At 54.2% G+C, this 22961-nt stretch carries 16 protein-coding genes and 1 pseudogene; 12 read left to right on the forward strand and 5 right to left on the reverse strand.

The features are described from left to right. Positions 1 to 6 precede the first annotated feature (6 nt). Positions 7 to 1416, forward strand: a complete 1410-nt coding sequence (locus HMPREF2981_RS05980) for a hypothetical protein (protein WP_070661641.1) — start codon at positions 7 to 9, stop codon at positions 1414 to 1416. A 46-nt stretch (positions 1417 to 1462) separates the two neighbouring features. Here HMPREF2981_RS05980 and HMPREF2981_RS05985 read toward each other — a convergent pair whose 3' ends face one another. From HMPREF2981_RS05985 to HMPREF2981_RS06005, 5 genes are all read right to left on the reverse strand, one after another. After that, the gene (locus tag HMPREF2981_RS05985) at positions 1463 to 2692 is read right to left on the reverse strand and encodes an acyltransferase family protein (RefSeq protein ID WP_246825347.1); all 1230 of its coding nucleotides are present in this window, start codon (positions 2690 to 2692) and stop codon (positions 1463 to 1465) included. Positions 2693 to 2918: 226 nt separating this feature from the next. Further along, complete coding sequence (locus tag HMPREF2981_RS05990; protein ID WP_070661643.1) at positions 2919 to 4013, reverse strand: acyltransferase; 1095 nt, start codon at positions 4011 to 4013, stop codon at positions 2919 to 2921. Between the two features lie 68 nt (positions 4014 to 4081). Further along, positions 4082 to 5065 carry a glycosyltransferase family 2 protein gene (locus HMPREF2981_RS05995; protein ID WP_070661646.1) on the reverse strand — a complete coding sequence of 328 codons (984 nt, stop codon included), beginning with the start codon at positions 5063 to 5065 and terminating at the stop codon, positions 4082 to 4084. 26 nt (positions 5066 to 5091) lie between these two features. Continuing rightward, positions 5092 to 6078 (reverse strand): glycosyltransferase family 2 protein, encoded by a 987-nt coding sequence (locus HMPREF2981_RS06000; RefSeq protein ID WP_070661649.1) that lies wholly within the window; start codon positions 6076 to 6078, stop codon positions 5092 to 5094. A 262-nt stretch (positions 6079 to 6340) separates the two neighbouring features. After that, positions 6341 to 6592, reverse strand: a complete 252-nt coding sequence (locus HMPREF2981_RS06005; RefSeq protein WP_070661651.1) for a hypothetical protein — start codon at positions 6590 to 6592, stop codon at positions 6341 to 6343. A gap of 221 nt (positions 6593 to 6813) precedes the next feature. Between HMPREF2981_RS06005 and HMPREF2981_RS06010 the strand changes: the two genes are divergently transcribed. From HMPREF2981_RS06010 to HMPREF2981_RS06055, 11 genes and pseudogenes are all read left to right on the forward strand, one after another. Then, positions 6814 to 7320, forward strand: coding sequence for a helix-turn-helix domain-containing protein (locus HMPREF2981_RS06010; RefSeq protein WP_070661653.1), 507 nt, complete (start codon positions 6814 to 6816; stop codon positions 7318 to 7320). Continuing rightward, entirely contained in the window at positions 7313 to 7714 is a 402-nt protein-coding gene (locus tag HMPREF2981_RS06015; protein WP_048753507.1) for an ImmA/IrrE family metallo-endopeptidase, read from the forward strand. The genes HMPREF2981_RS06010 and HMPREF2981_RS06015 overlap by 8 nt, the downstream gene beginning before the upstream one ends. 244 nt (positions 7715 to 7958) lie before the next feature. Beyond that, on the forward strand, positions 7959 to 8939 hold the full coding sequence (locus HMPREF2981_RS06020; RefSeq protein ID WP_048779557.1) for a quinone oxidoreductase family protein: 981 nt from the start codon (positions 7959 to 7961) through the stop codon (positions 8937 to 8939). Between the two features lie 432 nt (positions 8940 to 9371). Continuing rightward, on the forward strand, positions 9372 to 14249 hold the full coding sequence (locus tag HMPREF2981_RS06025; protein ID WP_246825349.1) for an NAD-glutamate dehydrogenase: 4878 nt from the start codon (positions 9372 to 9374) through the stop codon (positions 14247 to 14249). 504 nt (positions 14250 to 14753) lie between these two features. Continuing rightward, on the forward strand, positions 14754 to 16112 hold the full coding sequence (locus HMPREF2981_RS06030) for a hypothetical protein (protein ID WP_238382410.1): 1359 nt from the start codon (positions 14754 to 14756) through the stop codon (positions 16110 to 16112). Between the two features lie 32 nt (positions 16113 to 16144). Continuing rightward, complete coding sequence (gene pelF / locus HMPREF2981_RS06035; protein WP_048779562.1) at positions 16145 to 17833, forward strand: GT4 family glycosyltransferase PelF; 1689 nt, start codon at positions 16145 to 16147, stop codon at positions 17831 to 17833. After that, the gene (locus tag HMPREF2981_RS06040) at positions 17830 to 19047 is read left to right on the forward strand and encodes a putative glycoside hydrolase (protein ID WP_013398084.1); all 1218 of its coding nucleotides are present in this window, start codon (positions 17830 to 17832) and stop codon (positions 19045 to 19047) included. The genes pelF and HMPREF2981_RS06040 overlap by 4 nt, the downstream gene beginning before the upstream one ends. A gap of 439 nt (positions 19048 to 19486) precedes the next feature. Then, a complete protein-coding gene (locus HMPREF2981_RS06045; RefSeq protein ID WP_141756670.1) occupies positions 19487 to 20599 on the forward strand; it encodes an MFS transporter in 1113 nt (370 codons plus the stop codon). Positions 20600 to 20817: 218 nt separating this feature from the next. Next, a pseudogene (locus HMPREF2981_RS11270) lies at positions 20818 to 20940 on the forward strand (hypothetical protein); the annotation flags it as partial. Positions 20941 to 21312: 372 nt separating this feature from the next. After that, positions 21313 to 21897: an NAD(P)H-dependent oxidoreductase gene (locus HMPREF2981_RS06050; protein ID WP_013398083.1), complete on the forward strand. Its 585-nt coding sequence runs from the start codon at positions 21313 to 21315 to the stop codon at positions 21895 to 21897. Positions 21898 to 22021: 124 nt separating this feature from the next. Then, the gene (locus HMPREF2981_RS06055) at positions 22022 to 22810 is read left to right on the forward strand and encodes a carboxymuconolactone decarboxylase family protein (RefSeq protein ID WP_048755382.1); all 789 of its coding nucleotides are present in this window, start codon (positions 22022 to 22024) and stop codon (positions 22808 to 22810) included. Positions 22811 to 22961: the final 151 nt, after the last annotated feature.

The following is a 22961-nucleotide window of genomic DNA, read 5'->3' on the forward strand; positions in this document are numbered from 1 at the left end:
GGTCCAATGGCTGGCGCGAAGAACACACCCCAGGATGACCCCGCCCCAGAGAACATAATCCCCGAGAATACGGATCAGCAGGGCACAGCCGGCGGGACTATCAGCCGGTATCAATCGATGGCGCTTTTAGCGTCCTCGGTGCTGACGGCGCTGGCGACTTTAGGCACTACCGTTATCGCTAATCATGCGCTCGGCGGTATCCAGATGAAAGAGTTTCTGCTGTTCTGGGGTGCGCTCTTCGCGGTAACCGGTATTATTACGGGCATTCAGCCGGAAGTAACCCGCGCGGTTGGCGCAGCACGGCGTGACGGCGTATACCGGGTGCGCGTGGTATATGTTGCCGGTGCTTTCGGTCTGTTAGCGGGGCTTCTCGTGGTGCTCACCTCCCCGCTGTGGGCGCATGATCAAATTCCTACAAATACCCCGTGGGCGGTAGGATCCATTGCCGCAGGTGTAGCCTTTTACGCATTGCAGGCAACCATGAGCGGTGCCAGTGCTGGGCGCGACAGCTGGTATCTCTTCGCCGGGATCGGTGCCCTAGAATCGGCGGGTCGTCTCGTGCTGATGATCGCCGCAGCATTCGCGGTTCCCACGCTCACGGGTCTGGAAGTCGCCACCGTAACCCCTATGGCGTTGTGGATACTTCTTGCCCTCTTTCTTCCCGGCGGGCGCAAAGCCTGGGCGGCACGCGCCGATATTGAGGTCAAACAGCTCAGCATGAACCTGATCTGGTCGTTCCTGTCCTCGGCATCCGCTGCTGTGATTATGATGGGCTTTCCCAATATTTTGGACGGCAGCGAGCCGAACCAGAGTGAACACACCAAACTCGTTATGGGTGCGCTCTTTTTGGCGATTTCTATTACGCGCTCGCCGATTATGATTCCCTTGCAGGCGTTTCAGGGGGTGGCTGTTTCGGCGTTCTTGAAGCAGCAGCATCGCCCGTTAGCGGCTTTTCTAAAGCCTGCTGTGGCGGTGCTGGGGCTTGGGGCTTTCGGCGCCGGTGCCGCATACCTGGTAGCTCCTATGCTTTTTAGGCTGATTTACCCGCCGGAAGCTAATCAGAATGATGCTTATGCCGAAGTTATCACCGGTACAGTCATGGCGGTATTGGTTTTTGCCTCCGCCGTGCTGGCGTTAATTTCCCTGTCGGGGAATATGGTGTTGGCAATTGGGCGCCATCGTGCGTATGTAACGGGGTGGGCAACCGCCGCTGTGGTAGTTATCGCGGTAGCGTTTTTAACTCCTCTTCCGGTGGTGGGGCGAGCCCTAGTTGCGCTCTATGCGGGCCCTATCTGCGGGTTCGTGGTGCATCTGGCGGCGATGAGGATTCACGCCCGTTCCGCGCAGGCGCTCAGTGAGGGCGAGGCTTTACGGGAGATGCTGGTTGAGAATACCGCACGAGGTGAAACCCACTAATACGTATAGAAAAGGGGCGGCTACGATAAGCCGCCCCTTGACGCTTTTATGAGAACTGTATGGGATGCCCCAGAGGACGCGGTATCTGAGCTGCTGCGGGCTCATCCGCCTGTGATGCGGGCGTATCTGATGTACTGTGCGTAGGCGGCGGGGATGGTTTCCTGTGTTTGCTGCCCGTCACAATAGGGTGCCGTGCCAGGTTCATCGCGGGTTTTTCGATAAACATCCAGGAAAGCCAGGCAACGCCAAAGGTGAGTATCAGATCCAAGAAAATATTGGCCGCTAAGCCCAGGGATACCGACCCGAGCATCACCAGGATTTGCTGTACTGGCCACGCATACACATATACGCCGTAGGAAATATCATTGGTGCGCGCCCACGAAACGTTGATGGAGCATCCTAAACCAATGATTCCGTAGGCGAGAATAAGCTGGGTCCACTGCAAAACATCCGCATGCGGCGCCAACCAGGTGAAGTACACCCCGGCTGCAACGCACAGAACCGACAGCACCGGATAAACCCTGATTTTGCGGCTCAGCAGGTAGAGTAGGGAGCCCGCAAAGAAGAGCGGGTACATACGTGCCGAAGCATTGAGGTCGCGCGGGTGAAGCCCGAAGGCTTGGCTCATAAAGTCGTACCCCAGATATTGGTTACACAGGTAGTAGCTCAGGCTTATGAGGTATGCCAGCGGAATAAAGATTTTCAGATTCTTGCGAATAAAGGGTAGGTAAAAGAGCGGAAGTAATAGGAGATAGCAGAAGAATTCATATTCTAGGCTCCAGACAGACCCATTCCATGAAGGAAATTCCAGAGGAACGTCAATGGGCCCGCCAAAGAGCGGATATTGAAGTGCCATCAGATCGTAATTGCTGCGAATGTAGTGAAGAGCATCTGCCCAGTTCCACCCCGTTGCGGTGTGCCCCGTTATGACCGAGATCGGGCCGCCAAGAGCAACCACAAAAAGAATAGAAACCCAATAACCGGGAAAAATACGGAGCACACGTTTAACAAGATAAGAACCTGCCCCGCTGCGGTAGGCGCTATGCGCAATCAGAAAACCTGAAATACAGAAAAATGCATTAACCGCGTAGTCACCAAATACATAAAAGTTATGCACAAGAGGATGCTCATCTACCTTGGCACCCATGACAAGGTAGGGTGTATGGGAGAAAATCACGCAAGAGGCGAGAATAAGTCTTAAAAAATTGAGTGAATTGGCACGCTCAAATACCCCTTCATAAAGCGTAGGGTATCTCTGTATGTTTTTATGCAGCACGCGGTTGCTCCTGAGTTATTAGACGATCTACCGTGATCATCAGTGAGTGACACAAACTATCTAAATTCTACCTGAACAGTGTACTTTAAATGATTTTATTTAACGGTAGAAATTTAACAATCTTTCTCGGTGAGCTCACTTATATATTGAGAGCGAATTTACGCTTCCACAAATTTCGCAGCGCTGTATGAATAAACCTCTCGACGATTTCTCGGGGTAAAACTTATTAGGGCAGAATCCAGCGGCGTACCTGAGGAATGAGCCGCAGCATCCACACAATCACGGCGGATAAAGCCCACACGAAGAGTGCATAGGGAACTTCCCACTGCACTTTAGTCAGAGAGAAGTTTACCGCCTGTAGAATTTGGATGATAAGAAGATGTACCAGATAAACCCCGAACGTGAGGGCCGCAAGGCGTTTTAGAATATTCTGCACCGTGGGCGATGCTTGGCCAATACGTGAATACTTGCAGAACACCAAGACCGCGCTTGCCCATAAAATTGCTGGAACTGCAAGGTATCCGTGTACCAGAGGCACGAATGTTGGGCGATGCTCAATTAAATAAGCACTGCCGAAGATAAATCCTCCTAATCCCACGATGCCCAACAGATAAATAACGATGCGCCACGCACGAGAAAATTCGGTATTGGCAAGCGCATACCCAAGAAGACAGAACCCAAGATACCCGGTGATGGGTGCAACAAACTCGGGTAGGACGTGAGGGTAGATCAGGTGGATTGCTTGGGTAATAATCGGTAGAAAAAGCCCGAGCGCCGCCATAAGCCAGAAGAATCCGGTGCGTGCCGTGGTAGCTTGTTCCGTCTGAACACCACGTATGGCGTAAGAGAAAATCGGAAGCACTAAATAGACGCCGACTAAGGTCTCAAGGTACCAGAAGGTGGCTGCCTCGCTGCTGGGAGCTACTAATGTTCGCAGAATTTCGTGAACTCCGGGAAATGGAGTAGAGCCCGTCCACATATGAACGAAAAGATAGATTTGCGCCCACAAGATCATGGGAATCAGAATTTTGGTAAAACGCTTGCGATAGAACGTTCCTATAGACTCGCGGCGAGTAAAATCCAAGAGATTAATACCGGTTGCCATAAAGAACAGAGGAACTGCCGCAACCCCGAAGCCAGATAGGATATTTTCAACCCACCATGCCGAAGATGATGGATTATCCGGGGTAATAAAACGCACATGCAGGAGTACCACCCACATGATTGCCACCGAATTGATGAGGTCAAGGTACACACGGCGCTGTTTTGAGGATTTTGTTCCCTTAAGGTGAAGGGAATTATCGCGTGTGGAGCCTACCATACCAACCCTTTGTGTTCTATGACTGCTATTTATGCTTATAGATACATGACAGTACCAAAATTTATATTCTACATTTTATAAGTACGTTTTATATATATTCCGTATAAAACACGGTAGAGTTTTGGGGAAGTTTTAAGAAGTACTCCCGCTGCTCCAAAGATTCGATTGGTGTGAAGCGTTGTGAGTGCTTGCGCATGGGTGAAGCCTTTGCGGCATTCACGTAGTGTCTCTCGTGCACTGTCACCGCCGACCACTAATGCTTGCTGGGCGTTGTTAAGAAATGCAAGGACTCGTGCGACGGTTAGTGCTTTTTGCGCATCGGGTTCGCTGCGGTGCTCTCCGAGAGCTTCCTCAAAATATGCGATAAGGCGATGTGTTTCTTCTACCGGGGTGATGCGACTCCACGTCAGACTGTCTGGAGTTACGGAGTAGTTGTAGAGAGGATCGACTATCACTGATACGCTCTGTGCCGCCAAATAGCACTTGAGGAGAGCACATTCATCTTCGGCGCGCTCAATATCGGGGTAACGAACATCGTTGAAAAGAGAACGGCGAATGATTTTATCCCAAGCGTAGGGGGAAAGTTCATCTTGCAGAAGCTCGTAAGCTGCTTGTTCACCGGTGCGTATACCCGGTGCACCCTTGAGTCGTTTAGTCTTGTGCCCCCGCGTATCTACCATGTTATGAGCACAATTCACCACGTCTGCACCGGTAAGCTCAGCCTGCTGATGTAGCCGTTCCAAAAAGGTGGGTTCGAGGGCATCATCAGAATCGGGGAAAACTACCCATTCACCCCGTGCATGTTCGAGCCCCTGATTACGCATGGCAGAGAGGCCTTTGTTTTCGGGGTTGTTGAAGATGTGGATGCGGGTGTCGGGGTTTTGTTTGTGGTAGTCGGTGATGATGTCGGCGGAGTTATCGGGGGATCCGTCGATCATGATGAGCAGTTCAAAGTTGGGGTCTGTTTGGTTTCGGACGGATTGTATGGCGTTGATGACGGTGTTGGCGGTGTTGTAGACCGGCATGATGATGCTGGTACGAGGGGTACGCATAAAATTTTTCCTGGATCGATATAGGGTTAAAGGCCATAGTTACGTTTGACATAAGCGCCGTAGAGCACGCGGTATAGCTTTGGCGAGAGCTTCAAGAGAGCACCCGCAGCACCCATGAGCGGGCGTGAACGCAGAGTCGCAAAAACCTGACCCCACGAAAGCTGTTTCCGGCATGCGGCGATAACGGCGGGTGCATCCGAACCGCCTGCAAGAAGAGCCTGCTGCGCATTATTGAGAAAGGTGACGCTTGTAGATGCGGCAAAAGCGTTTTTGCCTCGCGGGGTTTTCAGTAAATCTCCGGCAACGCGGCGCATATAGTTGGTGTGGCGAATACTCTCTTCAACGGGTGTGATGCGCCCCCAGGTCAACCCGCCCTGTTCCATCCTGTAGGTGTAGAGGTAATCGGTAATGCCGACCAGGCGTTTTGCCTTCATGCAGCAGGCAAAGACAACGAGGGCGTCTTCAGCGCGATGAATGTCTTCGGCGAACCGCACCCCGTCAAATAGCTGGGAACGGAAAATTTTATCGCACATGAACCCGGTGTAACGGTCTTCCAAAAACTCAATGGCAATATCTTCGCCTTCGTGCACTCCGGGAGTAACTTTTACCCGGTGCACTTCAGTACCGTCGCTGTGTCTGATGGTATGCCCGCATACGGCAATGTCGGCATCGTGAGTGCGTGCCGCCTCGTGAAGTTTTTCGAGGAATTCGGGGTGATATTCGTCGTCTGAGTCGATGAAGGTGATCCAGTCGCCGCGGGCGGCGTCAAGGCCTTGGTTGCGTACGGCGGAGACACCTTGGTTGTTGGGGTTGTTGAAGATGTGGATGCGGGTGTCGGGGTTTTGTTTGTGGTAGTCGGTGATGATGTCGGCGGAGTTATCGGGGGATCCGTCGATCATGATGAGCAGTTCAAAGTTGGGGTCTGTTTGGTTTCGGACGGATTGTATGGCGTTGATGACGGTGTTGGCGGTGTTGTAGACCGGCATGATGATGCTGGTACGAGGGGTACGCATAGGATCTCCGTCTTTGTAGGGTAGTCTGCTACTCATGCTACCGCGAGTATAAAAGTTTACCTATCGGAAGCGCGTTTAAGACGGATAAAGCTCCCGCAGGTCTCCCTATATATGCGGGAAATCTGCGGGAACTTATATCTTGAGAAAGCTCATGGTCTAAAATCTCGGATAGATTTTAGATGCCTTCATGGTGCGCAATCTTCTCTAGCAGAGGCAGAATGCCGGGGGCGTTTTTCTCCGCCGCTTTTGGAGATCGCACGTACTACCTGCGTTGTGACACGGAATGTGAGGTGCTCTCAGCTGCGTGCGAGATCCGTTCTGCGCGCCAGTTTAACCACAACCTGATGATGGTTAATGCCAGCGCAGCCCAGGCGCTCGCCTGCTCATGGCTGAGCAGACCGTACACCTGCAGAAGAGTGGCTACCGCAGGAATGATCGCGTTGAGATGCTTAAACCAATTGAACCGCTGAATTGCTCGTTGTTTTTGCTGGCGCGGTTTTTGTGTGCGTGTCATATCGTCCTTTCTGCTGGTTGAGATACGGGGGGGGGCAGGTTCTATCTGGAGGGGTATGCTGTGGGATCTTGTGCCAGCATACCCGAAACGAAAGAAAAAGTCATGCGTTTTGATTGAATTATTAATGCAAAATACGATTAAAACCCTAGAATTTCGGGCAGAATAAATGACTTTGTAATATTTATGACCCGAAAAATAAATCAGTCTGCTAGACTGGTGGCATGGCTATCGGTGACTACATCAAATACAAGACAGGACTCTCCCAGCGGGCGCTCGCCGCCGAACTCGGCATGAACCCCAACGCTATTCAGCGGCGATTCTCGGGTGCTGGAGTAATGGATGTAGAAACCCTCGTCAAGATAGCCGACCGCTTCGGGCTTGACCTGCTCGACCTCATGGTCGAAAGCGGGCTTATCACCACCGCTCGCGCCAAATCCCTGCGGGTGGGCGGGTCTATTCGCGATGTTTCCAACGAAGACTTAATGGGCGAGGTGCTGCGCCGCATGACGGCGGCGCAAACTCGGGAACAGTCGGTGCGGGCCACAGTGCCTCCCGCCACCCCCGTGGAGGTGCCTGCTGCCGCATCCGCACAAGCTGGGCGAGCAGTCGCGGGTGCAGTGAGTGGTGCATCCGGCGAAGGGGAGCGCAAATACACGGCAGAGGACTACGCCCTGGCTGCAAAGCGCGGCGAAATCTACGACAGTGAGGAGGGATTCTTTGGTGCCTAGCTACGATCCCTACACTCATGCACATACGCTCGGGGTCGATATAGTCTGGGGAACGCCCGGGCACGGGATGCTCGGTCGCTACGACCATGCCAGCCGCACCATTACCCTGCGCGAAGGAATGCGCACCCGGCAAGAACGCTCCGTACTCGCCCACGAACTCGTGCACGCCGTGCGCGGAGACGAGCACGACGCCTGGGACGCATCCTACAGTGCACGCCGTGAGCGCAGCTGTGACCTGTTGGCCGCAGAAAATCTGATCGACCCGGGGGATCTGCGCCGTGCCGCCGCCTTCTACCCGGATAACCTGCCCGCGCTTGCCTATGAGCTTGACGTGACCGAAGAGCTTTTGGTGATTTACTTGGATGCGCATCCACTTACCGTGGCGCAGGCGTAATTTGAGCGAGGGCTCGCTGTCACTAGAAGCAGCGCTATTTCGGGTATTCGGGTGAGCAGAAATTTCGGGAGCATTTTCTTCATCCGGGAGCAGTTTAAGTGCTCCCGGATGAAGAAAATGCTCCCGCTTTACGGGCGAGTGTATTACTGCCAGCACCCATTCTTTGTGTGAGAGATACGTTTCTGTATCTTCTATAACAGATAGCTGTTACTATTAAGGTATCTGCTATAGAAAGGATAATCCCATGAAAGCCCTCAACATCACGCAGTACACCGGCATCGACGGGCTGCAGTACCAGGACGTGCCCGAACCCACCCCAGGCCCCGGGCAGGTTACCATTCGCGCAGAATACGCGGGAGTCGGGTATGTTGATGCGCTTCTCGCCGAAGGCATGGCGGAGCTGCCGCTTCCCTGGGCACCGGGTATCGAAGCCGCGGGGCGCATCCATGCCCTCGGTGAAGGAGTAACCGGCCTGCGAGTGGGAGACAAGGTTGCGGCTCCGCTGACTCTGCTGGGTTCAGGAGGCGGCTTCGGCCAAATCTGCCTGGCGCAGGCAAACCTTGTGGCACCCCTGCCTGCGGGCATGAACCCGGCCTTGGCGGCGGTCGTTCCTGCCAATACCCCTACCGCCCTTGCGGCGCTCGAACGCACGGCGCGTCTGCAGCCCGGCGAACACGTGCTGGTGCAGGCCGCTATGGGCGGTTTGGGTACGCAATTCGGGCAGGTCGCCAAGCTCATGGGCGCCGAAAAGGTGGTTGGCATTGTCAGTACCGAAGAAAAACGCCGACTCGCCCTCGAACTCGGCTATGACGAGGTGTGGCTGCGCGATGAACTCGCGGATAAGAGCGGGCGGCAATTCGACGTGATTATCGACCCGGTTTCTGGGCGTGCCCGCCCCGAACTCCTTAAACTTCTGCGTTTTGAGGGGCGGCTGATCGTGGTGGGCAACGCCGCTCAAGACGGTGATCAGACGGTGGGCACCAATACCTTCTGGTTCGACGGCATCAGCATGATGGGCTTCAACATCGGGCTGCTCTCCAATGCCTACCCCGATATCGCTACTGCCTATCTGCGCCGCGCTTTGGCGTTGGTTGCATCCGGCGAGGTGACGGTGCCTATTCAGGAAGAAGTCGATATTCGCGACGGTGCCCAGGCTTTAGAGCGGCTTCGCGCCGGTAAAACTATCGGAAAGTTCGTCTTCAGGCACGAACCATACGGGGAATAAGACCAAACGGGAGGATAGATAAAAATTCCGGGGGCGATGGTTATGGCTTTGAAGAATGCACTTCCAAGGCAAACCATCGCTCCCGGAACTGTGTTCATGACACGCGCTCGGAATAAAGGCCCTCATTGCATGCAGCTTTCCGGCTAAAAACATGACAGACACCGGAATACATGCAAACACCATAAATACGGGTTTAATGCCTCAAAAACAACGCGAAAAGCCTCAAATATTGCTTAGAGCAGAAGCATATGTGATTTATCTCCGCAATAAAAATATTTTCCTGCCGGATTTCCCTAAAATGGAAGCCTGCACCGGTGTACAGGGTATAAGCTAGGAAGAGATTACACACAACGCCGTATAAAACACAGACAGAACGTCACAGAGAAGTGATACAAACTTCGGAGGCATACCTTGTCAGTGAATGACAACGCTATGAAACGCTGGTCTGGCGATGATGCGTGGATTGAACAGTATTACCAGAACAGCCCCGTTGAAGACCGAGAAGTCTTCTCAACGGAAGAACTAGAAGAGTTAGCGCGAGCGCACCGTGCGCTCGCTGAGACGCGCGAACCCAATACCCCTGCGGTCACCGTGCATAACGACGAATACTCCACCACGCTGCTCGTCGTCACCGACGATATGGGGTACCTCGTCAGTTCCCTCACCGCTGAAATCGCCTCAGACTTCGGCGGCGTCTACTCGCTCTTCCACCCCATCTTCATCGTGGATCGCGACCCCAACGGAAAACTTCTCTCGGCACGCGGCGCTGGTCGCGCCAGTAACCTCGCCAGCGGCGATACCGCAACCTACGGGCTGCCTGTGCTCTCAGCGAAGGACGGCAAGCTCACGGCGCATCCCATGATCGAGTCTTGGATCGCGATTCGCCTCACCCGCAAGCTCAACGACGAAGACAGCGACCGCCTGCGCGCTACCGCCCTGAAAATCCTCGACGATATTAAAGCCTGCGAAACCGATGCCGAAGCCATGGCCGAGCGCGTGAACACCATCGCCGAATCCCTGGATGCGCTGCGCGGCATAACCCTCGGCGAAGGCGAAGAATCTTTCACCGCGCATCCCGGCGGTAACGAACCTTCCTCACGTATTGAAATCGCACAGGACTTTTTGCGCTGGCTCGCCCGCGGCAACTTCCTCTTTATGGGTATCAAAGAGCGTCTGCTCGACGGCTCCTCGGGGGTACTCGAACTGGCAGACCGCCCTCACTCGGCACTGGGTATCCTGCGGTCCACCGAAGGGCAGCACCGCATCCGGCTGGAAAACGACACCCTCGCTCGCGCGCTCAGGCCGCGCCCACTCTACATTACGAAGGCGAACACCCGCTCCACCATTCAGAGTACCGACTACCTCGACTACATTGGGGTGCGCCGCTTCAACGCGAGCGGGCGCGTGGTCGGCGAATACGTGATTCTGGGGCTGTTTACCCGCCAGGCATACTCTCTGCCAGCCATAGAAACCCCGCTCATTCGCGAACGTATCGCCATGGTGCGCCGTCGCTTGGGATTCCACCCCGGCTCTTACTCCGATAAGATGCTCATCGGCTTCATCGAAGACTACCCGCGCCTTGAGCTCATGCACGCCACGGTGAATACACTCACCGAAACTTTCCGCGGCATTATGGGTCTGGAGGAACGGCGCAAGACCCGCCTTTTCCTGCGCCCCGACCAGTTCGCACGGTTTATCTCTGCGGTGGTGTATCTGCCGCGCGATCGGTACAACACCTCTGTGCGCACCCGCATCCAGCAGGTATTCCGCGAAGAATTTGATTTAACCGCCATCGACTACCAGATTTACCTCTCGGCATCGTCGCTGGCGCGTGTGTTTTTCCGCATCCGGCTCGCCGACCCGAACGTCGTGCCGGATGTTGATGTAAGCGCCCTTGAGAAGCGCCTGCAAGCCGCTACCCGCTCCTGGGGAGAGGCTACCGCCGCCGCGCTTGAGGGCTGGAAACCCGGTGCAGAAGGACGCCGGCTCGCCTCCGCCTGGGCGGAAGCCGCGCCAGCAACCTACCGCGCCGACTATGAAGTAGAAAACGCGATCGAGGATATTGTGATTTTTGAATCTCTCTCGGGCGATACCCAGAGGCCCGCCGCTATCAAAGTCGAGACCGGCGACTTAGCTACCACCCGTCTGAAGACCTACCTGTCAGCACCGCATACCCTCACCGAGCTGCTCCCGGTGATGCAGAATATGGGACTGGTCGTCGTTGACCAAAGGCCCTACGAGTTCGCACCCGAAGATGGGCAGGACTACGGATACCTGTACGACTTTGGTGTGCAGTTCCCCGAAGGTGTAGACCCGCACGCTGTCGCAACGCTCTACGAGGATGCGCTCAACGCTTATCTGTTGGGAGAACGCGACTCCGATACCCTGGACCGGCTTATTTTAGCCGATGGGCTCACCTGGAAAGAAGTTCGCTTATTCCGCGCCTTCAACCACTACCTGATTCAGCTGGGCTTGGGCTACACGCCTTCGTTCATGTCAAATACGTTGATGGCGTACCCGCAGATCGCGAAGCTTTACGTCCAGTTCTTCCACACTAGCTTCGACTCGAACAATGGGCTCACCGATGAGCAGCGCGAAGCTCAACGCGAAGAAATCCTGGAGCAGATTCGCGAAGAACTCAACAAGATTCCAACCCTGGATGCCGATCGCTACCTGCGCTCGCTCCTGAAAATTCTCAAGGCTATTCTGCGCACCAACGCCTACTTGGGTCGAGAAGCGCTTGCGTTCAAGATTGCGCCCGAGCAGATCGATTTTGCGCCTCTTCCGCACCCCAAGTTCGAGATTTTCGTATACTCCCCGCGTGTGGAAGGTGTGCACCTGCGCTTTGGCAATGTGGCGCGTGGCGGTCTGCGCTGGTCCGACCGCCGCGACGACTTCCGCACCGAGGTTTTGGGCCTGGTCAAGGCGCAGATGGTTAAGAATGCCGTTATTATTCCGACCGGTGCCAAGGGTGGTTTCTATCCCAAGCAGCTGCCCGATCCCGCCGTGGACCGCGACGCCTGGATTACCGAGGGTCGCGAATCCTACAAGGTCTTTATCCGCTCCCTGCTGGATGTGACCGATAACCTCTCCGTTGCTACCGACGGCACCGAAACCGTAGTACGCCCCGAGGGCGTGATCGCCCGCGACGGTGACGACTACTACCTGGTGGTTGCCGCCGATAAGGGGACTGCCGCATTCTCGGATACTGCAAACGCGATCAGCGCCGAGTATGGGTTCTGGCTGGGCGATGCGTTCGCATCCGGCGGCTCGGTTGGCTACGACCACAAGGCGATGGGCATTACCGCCCGCGGCGCCTGGGAATCCGTCAAACGTCACTTTGCCGAACTCGGCCACGACTGCCAGAGCGAAGAATTCACCGCCGTGGGCATTGGCGATATGTCCGGCGATGTCTTCGGCAACGGCCTGATGCGCTCCGAGAAAACCCGCCTGGTCGCCGCCTTCGACCACCGCGATATTTTCCTGGATCCGAACCCGGACCCCGCCGTCTCCTTCGAGGAGCGCGTGCGCCTGTACAAGCTGCCGCGTTCTTCGTGGCAGGATTACAACCGCGAGCTGATTTCTGAGGGCGGCGGCGTGTACTCGCGCGGTTTGAAGTCCATTGAGATCACCCCGCAGGTGCGCGAGGTGCTGGGTCTTGAGGACGATGTTACCGAGCTGGCACCCTCCGAGCTGCTTTCCGCGATTCTGAGGGCTCCGGTTGATCTGCTCTACAACGGCGGTATTGGTACTTACGTGAAGGCATCTACCGAAACGAACGCGCAGGTGGGCGATAAGGCAAACGACGCCCTGCGCGTGAACGGCAACGAGCTGCGCGCCAAGATCGTGGGCGAGGGCGGCAACCTCGGCTTCACCCAGCTGGGCCGTGTGGAGGCTGCACGCAACGGAGTCATCATCAATACCGACGCCATTGACAACTCCGCAGGTGTGGAAACCAGTGACCGTGAGGTGAACATCAAGATTCTGGTGGACCGCCTAGTGGCACGCGGCGAGCTTGCCCCGGATGAGCGCGCATCGTTCATCGAATCCCTGCGGGACGAAGTCGGCGCCAAGGTGCTTGAAACCAATGTTGAGCAGAATGTTCTGCTGCAGGGCGAGTTCAACTATGGAACGTTGGGCATTGACGTCTATAAGCGCCTGATGCGCGATCTCGAAAAGCACGCCGGTCTGAACCGCACCGTCGAGTTCCTGCCCACGGATAAGGAACTGCAGGCACGGTTTGACACCACCGGCGAGATGCTGACCCGCCCTGAGCTTTCCGTGCTGGCCGCCTACGTGAAGATTTACCTCACGCACGCTCTGGAAGAGACCGACTTCGCAGACGATCCTTACCTGGAGGGCCTGCTGCGCGAATACTTCCCGGCACCTCTGGTGGAGCGTTTCGGCGAGTACCTGAATTCGCACCCGCTGCGCAAGGAGATTATCTGCACCCGCGTTGCCAACGAGATGGTGAACCTGGGCGGCATCACCTTCGCTTACCGCGCGGTCGAAGAAACCAGCGTTGGGGTGGATGCGGTCGCCCGCGCTTTCATCATCGCCCGCGAGCTCTTCGAGCTGGGTAAGGCCGCGAAACTGCACCGCGAACTGCCCGCACACACCGCCCTGGATGCATGGAACACCGTGCTGCACGATGATCAGCGTGTTCTTGACCGCGTGGTGCGTTGGTTTATCGCCGAGCGCGGCGTGGTTGCGGGCAACCCGCTCAGCTCCCTGCTGGAACGCTTTGGCGATGTGGTGGAGCTTCGCAAGAACCTGCCCGCATACCTCTCGGATGTTTCCCGCGCACGGGTTCGTTCCAAGCGCGATGCTGGCGAGGCTTGGGGTCTTCCCGAAGAACTCATCGTCATCTGGATTCGCGGATTCGAGGGGTACGCTCTCTTGGATGTTATTCGCTCTGCACGCGATAACGACTTCAATGCGGTTGAGCTGGCACCGATTTACTTCGCAACCTACGACCGCTTCAAGGTTGATGAACTGCTCGGCCTCATCAGCGAGCTGCCCCGTAACGACCGCTGGGAAACCCTCTCACGCCAGGCTCTGCGCGGCAGCCTCTACGAGACCGCCGCAGAGCTTGCAACGTCGGTGGCGGAGGAAGACGCAGGCCACGCGCCAAGCAACCCCGAGGGGGCTTTGCAGGCGTTGGATTCCTGGATTAAGAACCACCCGACCCGTGTGGGCAATATCGACCGCATCTTTGAAGAGGTTCGCAATGCCGAGCCCGACAGCGCATCGCACCCGCGCCTAGCCGTGATCTCGGTGGCACTGCGAACCCTGTCGAGCGCGTCCTAAAGCTCTTCTTAAGATATAACAAAAGCTGTTCCCTCTCCGCCCGCGTGTGGGTGGGGCAGGGAACAGCTTTTTGTCGTCGTGTCGCGGTGTGATGCTGATTAAAATAAAGAATATTTTTAGCCGATATTCCGCTATTTATCAGGGATTTTTAAGTATTTCAGCGCATGGCGCGTGAGATATTTTTGTGCACATCTGACGGTAAACCCCGCAAACTTGGTTCGGTACCGCTATACTCAAGTAGTAGTGAAACCTTGTGATGCATGTATGCGGCTTGCCCTGCCTTAAAAAAGCGGGGGATATGTGGCATAAATCCCAGTTGCGGGCTGCGTGTCAAAAATAGTTTACACGTATACAATACAAGGGGTTGAAATCCCGAAAACCGATCACCTAGTCGTTCAGCGCAGTTTTTCCTGCGCGTAGCCCATCCCTGCCCTTAAACCACAGGTACAGGGGCAATATACATATAGGCATTAGGTGAGAATAGCGCTGAAAGAAGTTCCCGTCTTGTCTTCCCACCATGCAGACATCCCGAAAAACCGCTGGAGCTGGAGACTCCTCTACAATTTTCTTCTCTATGTATCTCCCGTTGCACTCCTAACAGTCGCATTCCCGTTCGTAACCCCCATTCTCAGCAAGAACTATGTGGGGTCGGTACCGCTTATCCAGATTATTCTGGCGGCGTCCATCGTGGTTCCCTGGCTAAGCCAGGCGGTATGCATGCCTATTTACCGCGCCCTCGAATCCGAACATCTGAAAGTTGAGGATGCGCGCCGCGAGGTTCAGGAAGAAGCGGCGATTCTCAAACGGGACCATAAATCCAAAGAGGCGCAAGAACTTCTTGCTACTCTCGATACCGACCCGAAATATCAGCATATTAGCGAGCTGAGGGCGTTTAGCCGCCACTGGGGCTACCTCTATCTGGTGGGTCTGCCCATCGCGTTCCTTTTCGCCATTCCCGTGGTGCTCGTACTGCACTGGGATATGGTGGCGCTGGTATCCTTCCTCTTTTTGAGTATGCTCAACGTTGCGTATGCGCAGCTGCTTATTGTGCCGAACGTGGCAAAAAACCGTCCGCTGTGGTTCTTCGCATGGTTGGGTTACACGATTGTTCTGCTGACTTTGCCGACCGTGTGGTTCCTGCCTCCGCTGGTGGGGTCGGCCATTCTGTTCAGTGGTATTGGGCGTGAAATTAAGCAGCTGTTCCACTTCAGCCGCCTTCCCCTAGGAGCCGCCTACCGCGACGTCATTCGCGGCCTGCTGACCGGTTCTATCCTCTGGGCTGATAAATACGTGCTCTTCTTGGTGACGAACGGCAAGATTGACGTTATCGCCATCTACATGAGCCTGGTTCCCTGCGTGATCGCCTACAACTACTTCTTCGTGGTTGAATCTAACCGCGTGAACGGCTCGATTCAGCGTCTGTGGACCCTCTTCAATAAACTTCCCTTCAGTGAAATTGAGCCGGAGGCGCACGCTGTAGTGCGTATTTCTCACGCCTCCGTGCGCAACACGTTGATTGTCTCAGTTATCTGCTCGGTCATTACGGGCATTCTGATGTATATCTTCGTACCGAACACCTTCCCGCTCGCCTATGCGGGACTGACGGTGGCATGGTTGTTCCTGGCGATGGCGCTCTTCATCTATCAGCTGGAATACATGACCATGTTTAAGACTGTGCACATTATCTGTGCGGTACACCTGCTGATCGTCACTGTCGCCTTTTCAATCATCCCGAACGATGGCGGTTATCTGCCCATCATTATCGGCGAAGCAATTCTCGCCCTCGTCACGTGGATACTCTACCGTCGTGCCTGGGCTAATCCCGAATACTCACTCTTCTGGCGTCGTGCCCTAGCCTGGTAGATGAGAGGTCATATACATTGATAAACACCGCAATGCGTAACCACTATGCCCCGCTGCAATTGCCCGCGCCGGGACCCCGAACACCCGACCCTGATTATCCTGAGGTCGATGTTGCGCTGGTGATGGAATCGACCTACCCCTACCTTAAGGGCGGGGTTTCCGCAGTGGTTCACGATATTATCGTGGAAAACCCGAGCATCAGCTTCGGAATTATTCATATTTCTTGGGATAGTAAACAGGAACTTAAAGACCTGTACGGTATGCCCGAAAACGTCAAATGGGTGAAGGTGATCTACCTGAGCCTAGAGGAGCATAAGGAAGAATTCGCCCAAGAATGTAACCCGAAAAACCTCAAGATGAATCGTCGCCAACGCAAGAAACTGGTGGCGAGACTTATGAGTGCTTTCGATGCTCTTATTCACGGCGATGTAAACCCGCTCTGGTCGTTCTACGATGAAGGAATTAACCCCCGCACCCGCACCTACTCACTCTTCGCCCTCACCGGCACCCGCGAGTTTATGGAGGCAGTCGGTAACTGGGGCTTCCTCGCACAGGTTCCGTTCGGCGAACTCTTCTGGGAGATCCGTAACTTCGTCTCTATCGTGTACGCCCTGTTGCATGAGCGCCTGCCCTATGCCCGCGTGTACCATGCCCACACCACCGGCTACGCCTCACTTTTGGGCGCTGCGGGTGCGCGCGATTACGGCACCAGCTTCCTGCTGACCGAACACAACCTGTATGTGCGCGATACTATCAACACCAAGCTGGAACGCAATATGGCCAAGCCCGTCACCACGGATTACGCCTTCCTGAAGGAGCCGCGCGATAAACCCGAGCTGGGTCCCGTCACGCTCGAAGAGACCGCGTGGTGCGTCTGGTTCCTGGAAATGGGACGTTTCTGCTACCCCAGCGCCGATATGGTGACCTATCTGTACCCCAAAGCGATTGAAGAGGCACGCGGTATTGGCGCGCCCATCGATCAGTACAACGAGGGTGAAGAAGACCGCGCGGTCGTGCTGCCGAACGGTATGCTCATCGAGAGCGTGTACCCGGCGTATGTGGGGCGCCAGACTGCCCGGGCGCGCATCCTGGCGGAGGGTCGCGGGCACATGTGGCGTTTCGTCTTTATTGCGCGTGTGGTGCCCATTAAGGGACTCACAGACCTCGTGAAGTCGCTTGCGCTGCTGCGTGATGCCGGGCTCGACAACTTCCACCTGGATGTGCTCGGACCGAAGAACCACATGCCCGAATACTATGAGCTGTGCGTGCGCACGATCGAAGAGCTCAATATGGGCGACTTCATCACCTTCCACGGCACCGTGAAGGTGCGCGAAATGCTGGACCGCTTCGATGTTCTGCTCATGCCCAGCTACAACGAAGGTCAGCCCATTGTGGCGCTGGAAGCGATGGCAGCATCCATTCCGCTGGTGAGTACCGACGTGGGCGGTATGTCGCAGCTGATCGATGATGTGCTGGTCACCTCGGATGGCAGTGAAATAGGTAACTGCGGTATTCTAACCATTCCGGGCGATATCGAAGGCTTCACGCAGGCGCTTCGCACCATGATGGAGGAGCCCAGCATCTACGAGCGTTACTGCGTTAACGCTTACAACCGAGTTGTAAAGTTCTTCCAACTTCGCCTGGTTATGGACCGTTATGACCAGATATACCGTAAGCTAGGTAAAATACCTCAGCGAGTTACGGAGCAGATTGAAGAATGAGCGATAATTCTCTACGAGCCGGCACTCCCGGAAAATTTGGTGCCTGGATTCGGTACGGCGGCGACCCTATATCGGAAGAGCAGCTGGCCTTTGCGGCGCAGAACTACGCGGTAGCTATTCTGCAGCCCTGGGAGCTGGATGCGGCACGCTACCTCAAAGAGCAGTCACCTAATATGGTGGTGCTCGCCTATAAGTGCCTTTCTTCCAGTCGTGCCTATGAACCCGGCCCCATCTACTCTTCGGGCGTCTCTTATAAATATGCGCAAGATCTTCTGAACACAACCGGTAAGGATTTGTTCGCCCGCCGCCTAGACGGCTCTTTGATCGAGTGGTCGGGCTATTGGCAGCACTACCAGATGGCGGTGTGGAGCGCAGACTACCGCTGGCAGTGGGTGCACTCCGTGGTGGAAGAACTTCGTAACTCGCCCTTTGACGGGGTGATGGCTGATAACGACGTAGAGAATGATTATTACGGACTAAACCTGCCGATTCAGGGCGTTGAAAGCATCACCACGATTCGGCAGCATCTCGATTTCTTGATCTCCTTCGCCGGTATTGAGCTGAATAAGATCGGCAAAATCCTGGTGCCTAATATTGCCGAATCGCGCCTGCGCTGGGGCAAATGGGAAAGCCACAGTGCCTACGGCGGCGGGTTCGAGGAAGTGTGGCTCGGCTGGGGCGCACAAGAATTCCTCAGCGGCGCCTACGCCACCATGCAGGGAAACCATATTGGGCGCGGCGCCGAAGGCCTGGTAACGCTGAATGCGGTGCAGGACCGCTCGGGCGATGCCTACGGCGCTGTGAATACCCAGCAGTCCCTTCCTAAGGTTACGATTTTGCGCACCCCGCACGGGTACTCGACGTCGCCGATTAGCGGCACGGATGAGAATCTGCTGTATGGTCTGGCTGGGTTCTGGGTTTTTGGAGGCGGTCGCTTTACCGGTATCAATGCAACTCAGCACGATGCCTATGACGGTACTCCGAACGCGCCCGAGCTGTCCTTTGACTTGGGGGCTGCATCCGGTGAGATTGAGGCTCAGGACAGTGTGCAGACCCGTGCTTTCACGCACGGCTGGGCGGCTCTGAATACGAGTGACCGCACCACGATGGTGCGGGTTCCGCAGGATCAAGGGCTCGTAGATGCGCAAAACAACGCGGCACCGGCCACCCTCACCCTAGAAGGCCATCGCGGGGTTATTTACCGTAAGCGGTAATTTTAAGGTCTCTTGCTATAGCGTATATACGGCGGTATTCCGTGCTTGATATATAGCACGAAATACCGCCCTTTATTTGTATAAAACTCGGGTATGTATTCCTGGATATTATCTTCGTTGCGTATTTATGTCTGGGATATATTGCGCGCAGGGTGGAGGTATTTCAACTCTGCGTAAGCGTTTGCACGTTCTGAGACGGTGTATGTAGTATATATCTACAACGCAGATTATAGATCTGCATCACTCTAGAGGAGGTTGCCATGAAACGTATCGTGGATTTTATGTTTTTGAATAATGCAGCGGGTTTTCTTATGACGAAAACCCATTATTTTAAAATTTTATATCAAGAAAGACATTGCTTGTGTTGAAAATAGCTAAATATAGTAAGCATGAGGCAATTTTCTTATCATCAATAGTTATTTCAACTCTTGGTGATTCGATGATACCGATTGCTTTTGCACTCTCTGCCGTTGAGCTTGAGAATAGCGGATACGGCTTTACTGCAGTTCTATTGAGCCTTTGGGGTGCACGTCTTTTCGGGTCAGTGCTGTACCGCAGGTACGGTAATATATTCCCCCTTATCAGGACCATGATATACGCAGATGTTATCAGGTTCTTAGCACAGTTCATTCTTGGAATTTGGGTCATAGCTGGCTACAATTCCATACTGTCTCTGTGTATTTCATCATGCATATACGGATTTGGAACTTCTTTCTTTGTTCCTTCCAGGTATACGCTAACTCCTGCACTTGTTGCCGAAGATATTCTTACGAGCTTCAATGCTTTTAGTAATTTTTTCACGGATGCTTTTGGAATTTTAGCTCCCGCAGTATCCACCTTCATATATATTGTCTACGGGTTTCCCGTTATCTTATTCATTGACTCTGCAACCTTTATGGTCGGAATATTTTTACTCATATTCCTCATGAAGGCTGCAGGGCAAAACGGGTCAACATCTGTCAACGATCATGAGTCTTCTTTCGGTGCTTCCTCCCTGGCAAAAGTTAGTTTTCCCCGCTGGATAGTAGCGGGAATAGCTGCGTGGTCGTTAATCTCTTTGACTCTAGGGTTTTCGGGTGCTGAAGGCCCGCATCAGATGATTTCACGTTTGAATGAGGAATCCTGGGCTGCTGTTGCAACCTCCCTTGCTTTGGGCTCTATAACGGGTTCGGCAAGCATCCTGATGGGTGTTTGGAAGAAAATCTCCTGGCGTTACCTTGCTATGGCTACCGCCGTTCTCTTGGGTCTTCAAGTCTATCTGTACGGGTACGGAACGCAGATTATCGTGATCTTCATGTGCACCTTTGCCGCATCTTTGACCTTATCCGCCGCTGCGGTGTCATGGGATGTGAAGGTGCAAACCTCTTTAGAGCAGGATGAACTGCAGTCGTTCGCCAATATAGACAGTATTGTCTCTTCAGTGGCGGTTCCCCTCGGAATGCTGCTCTACGGTATCGGAGGCATCTGGAATATCTCACATATTCTCATCCTCCTTATTTCAATACTGGTTACGCTCAGCGGGTCCTTGTTCTTGGTGACGAAAAGAACCTAAAGACGCCTAAATGTGCATACACCTTGAGCGTCGCGCTGGGTCAGTCTGTGTCACATGATAGTGACAGTATCTTTTATAAACTCGTGCTGCAACGGCGCGGGGGCTACTGTTAAGAACTCAATCTACTCCTGCTGGATGCGCTCATGCTCCTGGGCTACCCCGCCCGTCCGCTCACCGGTCACGTTTAAGGATCTAAACCAGATGAATACGGTGCACGCACATATATGCTGCTTGAGGTAATGTTCGATAACCGGACGTGGATTGTTGATGCGGGTTTCGGCGGACTGTGCCCCAGCACCCCGCCTAGAAGACCAGAGTATGCAGAGCAACGCCCACGGTGACTGCCTCATCACACCGCACGACGGGCGATACATTGTCAGTGCACGTATAGACGGTGAGCAGTGGATGATGTACAACTTTTGACCGTCTGCCGCAGCGCCGTCTCGACCTAGAAGGCGGCCACCGCGGGGTTATTTACCGTAAGCGGTAATTTTAAGGTCTCTTGCTATAGCGTATATACGGCGGTATTCTGTACCCTGTCCGGGTTGGAATACCGCCTATTCGTTTCCACATGGTGGAGAGCATACCGGAATAAAGTCCGTTTCATGTCAAGAAACGGGCTGATTCACAGCGTAGCAGCCCTGTACTGTGGAACAAGCGGCTGGAATACAGCCAGCCGTTCTCGTGGTGTTGAGTTTAAGGAGTGAATTACAGTGAATATTCTTTTGATCGACGGCGGTAAAGCATTTGGACACTCGGCGGGTCGCCTGAACCACACCCTGCATCAAACAGCCCGTGATACGTTATCGGCGCTCGGTCATCATGTGCGAGAAACTGTGATTGACGACGGGTACGATATTCACCAGGAAGTAGAAAAATTCCAGTGGATGGATGCGGTCATCTGGCAGATGCCCGGTTGGTGGATGCATGAGCCGTGGACCGTGAAAAAATATATGGACGAGGTGTTTACCACCGGCGCGGGCACCCTGTACGCTAATGACGGTCGCAGCAGCGCCAACCCCACTGAAGGATACGGCACGGGCGGTCTTCTTCAGGGGCGGCGGCATATGCTGTCGCTGACATGGAACGCGCCTCGCGAAGCTTTTATCCGGGAGGGTGACTTCTTCGAGGGAGTCGGGGTAGATGCCCTCTACATGCATTTTCATAAAGCCAATGAGTTCTTGGGGACTACCCAATTACCCACCTTTATTTGCAATGATGTGATTAAAAATCCGCAGGTCGAACAGTATATCGCTGACTATACTGCCCACCTCAACGAGGTCTTCGGTCGGGCGTAAGGGTTTAAGCCTGCATACCCTCATAAGCATTAGGGAGGGCGGCATCACGTGAAAGCTGACCGCATAGAATCGGATGCAGATTTCTCTATCGCATCATGTCATCACCAGGAAGGTAGTTAAGATTATGGCTGCTGAAAACAATGAACGTTATCTGCGTGGGAAAGAGGTACTTGCCCGGGTAGAGCAGAACCCTCACGGATCTATTCTTGATAGCTTAGCTTCTTTTTCGCCTGACTTAGAACGGTTTGTCGTGGAGTTTGGGTATGCAGATGTTTTTGATCGGGAAGGTTTATCCGATCAGGCCCGCCAGCTCATCACCATATCTGCTCTGGCCGCACTTGGGAATGCAGCTCCGCAGCTGGAATTCCACATTAATGGTGCCCTCAATGTGGGCTGTTCTCCTGAACAGATTATCGAGACTTTTATCCATGTGACCATATACGCTGGTTTCCCCGCTGCATTAAATGCCGTCTCTGTTGCCCGTAAGGTTTTCACCGAACGCGGTATTGACGTGAACTTAGATACGCATAGCACCGAGCCTGACAAGCGTTTCGAGGTAGGCTCTTCGTATCTTGAGCGTGTAGATGGAGCTGGTGGCGAGGCTGTGGTTGAATCGCTTCAAGATATTGCACCAGATTTAGGCCGCTACATTGTCGAGTACTCATTTGGCGATGTTTATTCTCGACCCGGGCTGAGCCTGTGGGAACGCGAACTGGTCTCTGTGGCTGCGTGCAGCGCTTTAGGAACGTGCGTGCCTCAGCTGCATGTTCATATCAACGGCTTCTTGAATGTAGGCGGCACTCAAGACGAACTTGTGGAACTGATGATTCAGATAGCGGTCTATGCAGGATTCCCCGCCGCCCTAAATGCTATCGCCAGTTTGCGGAAAGTATTAACGGAGAATAATGCATAATGACGATGCGCGCGAAGTGGTGAAACCAGGGGTTTAAAGGTGGCTCTGTTCGCAGGTCGGCGCATAAAAATATACGGGTGGCTCCCTGAAAATATGTCAGGGAGCCACCCGTATATTCTTATCAAGTTATATAGCTATTCGGCTATATGTA

This window comes from Rothia sp. HMSC069C01 (genome assembly GCF_001814655.1).
Lineage (GTDB): Bacteria > Actinomycetota > Actinomycetes > Actinomycetales > Micrococcaceae > Rothia > Rothia dentocariosa.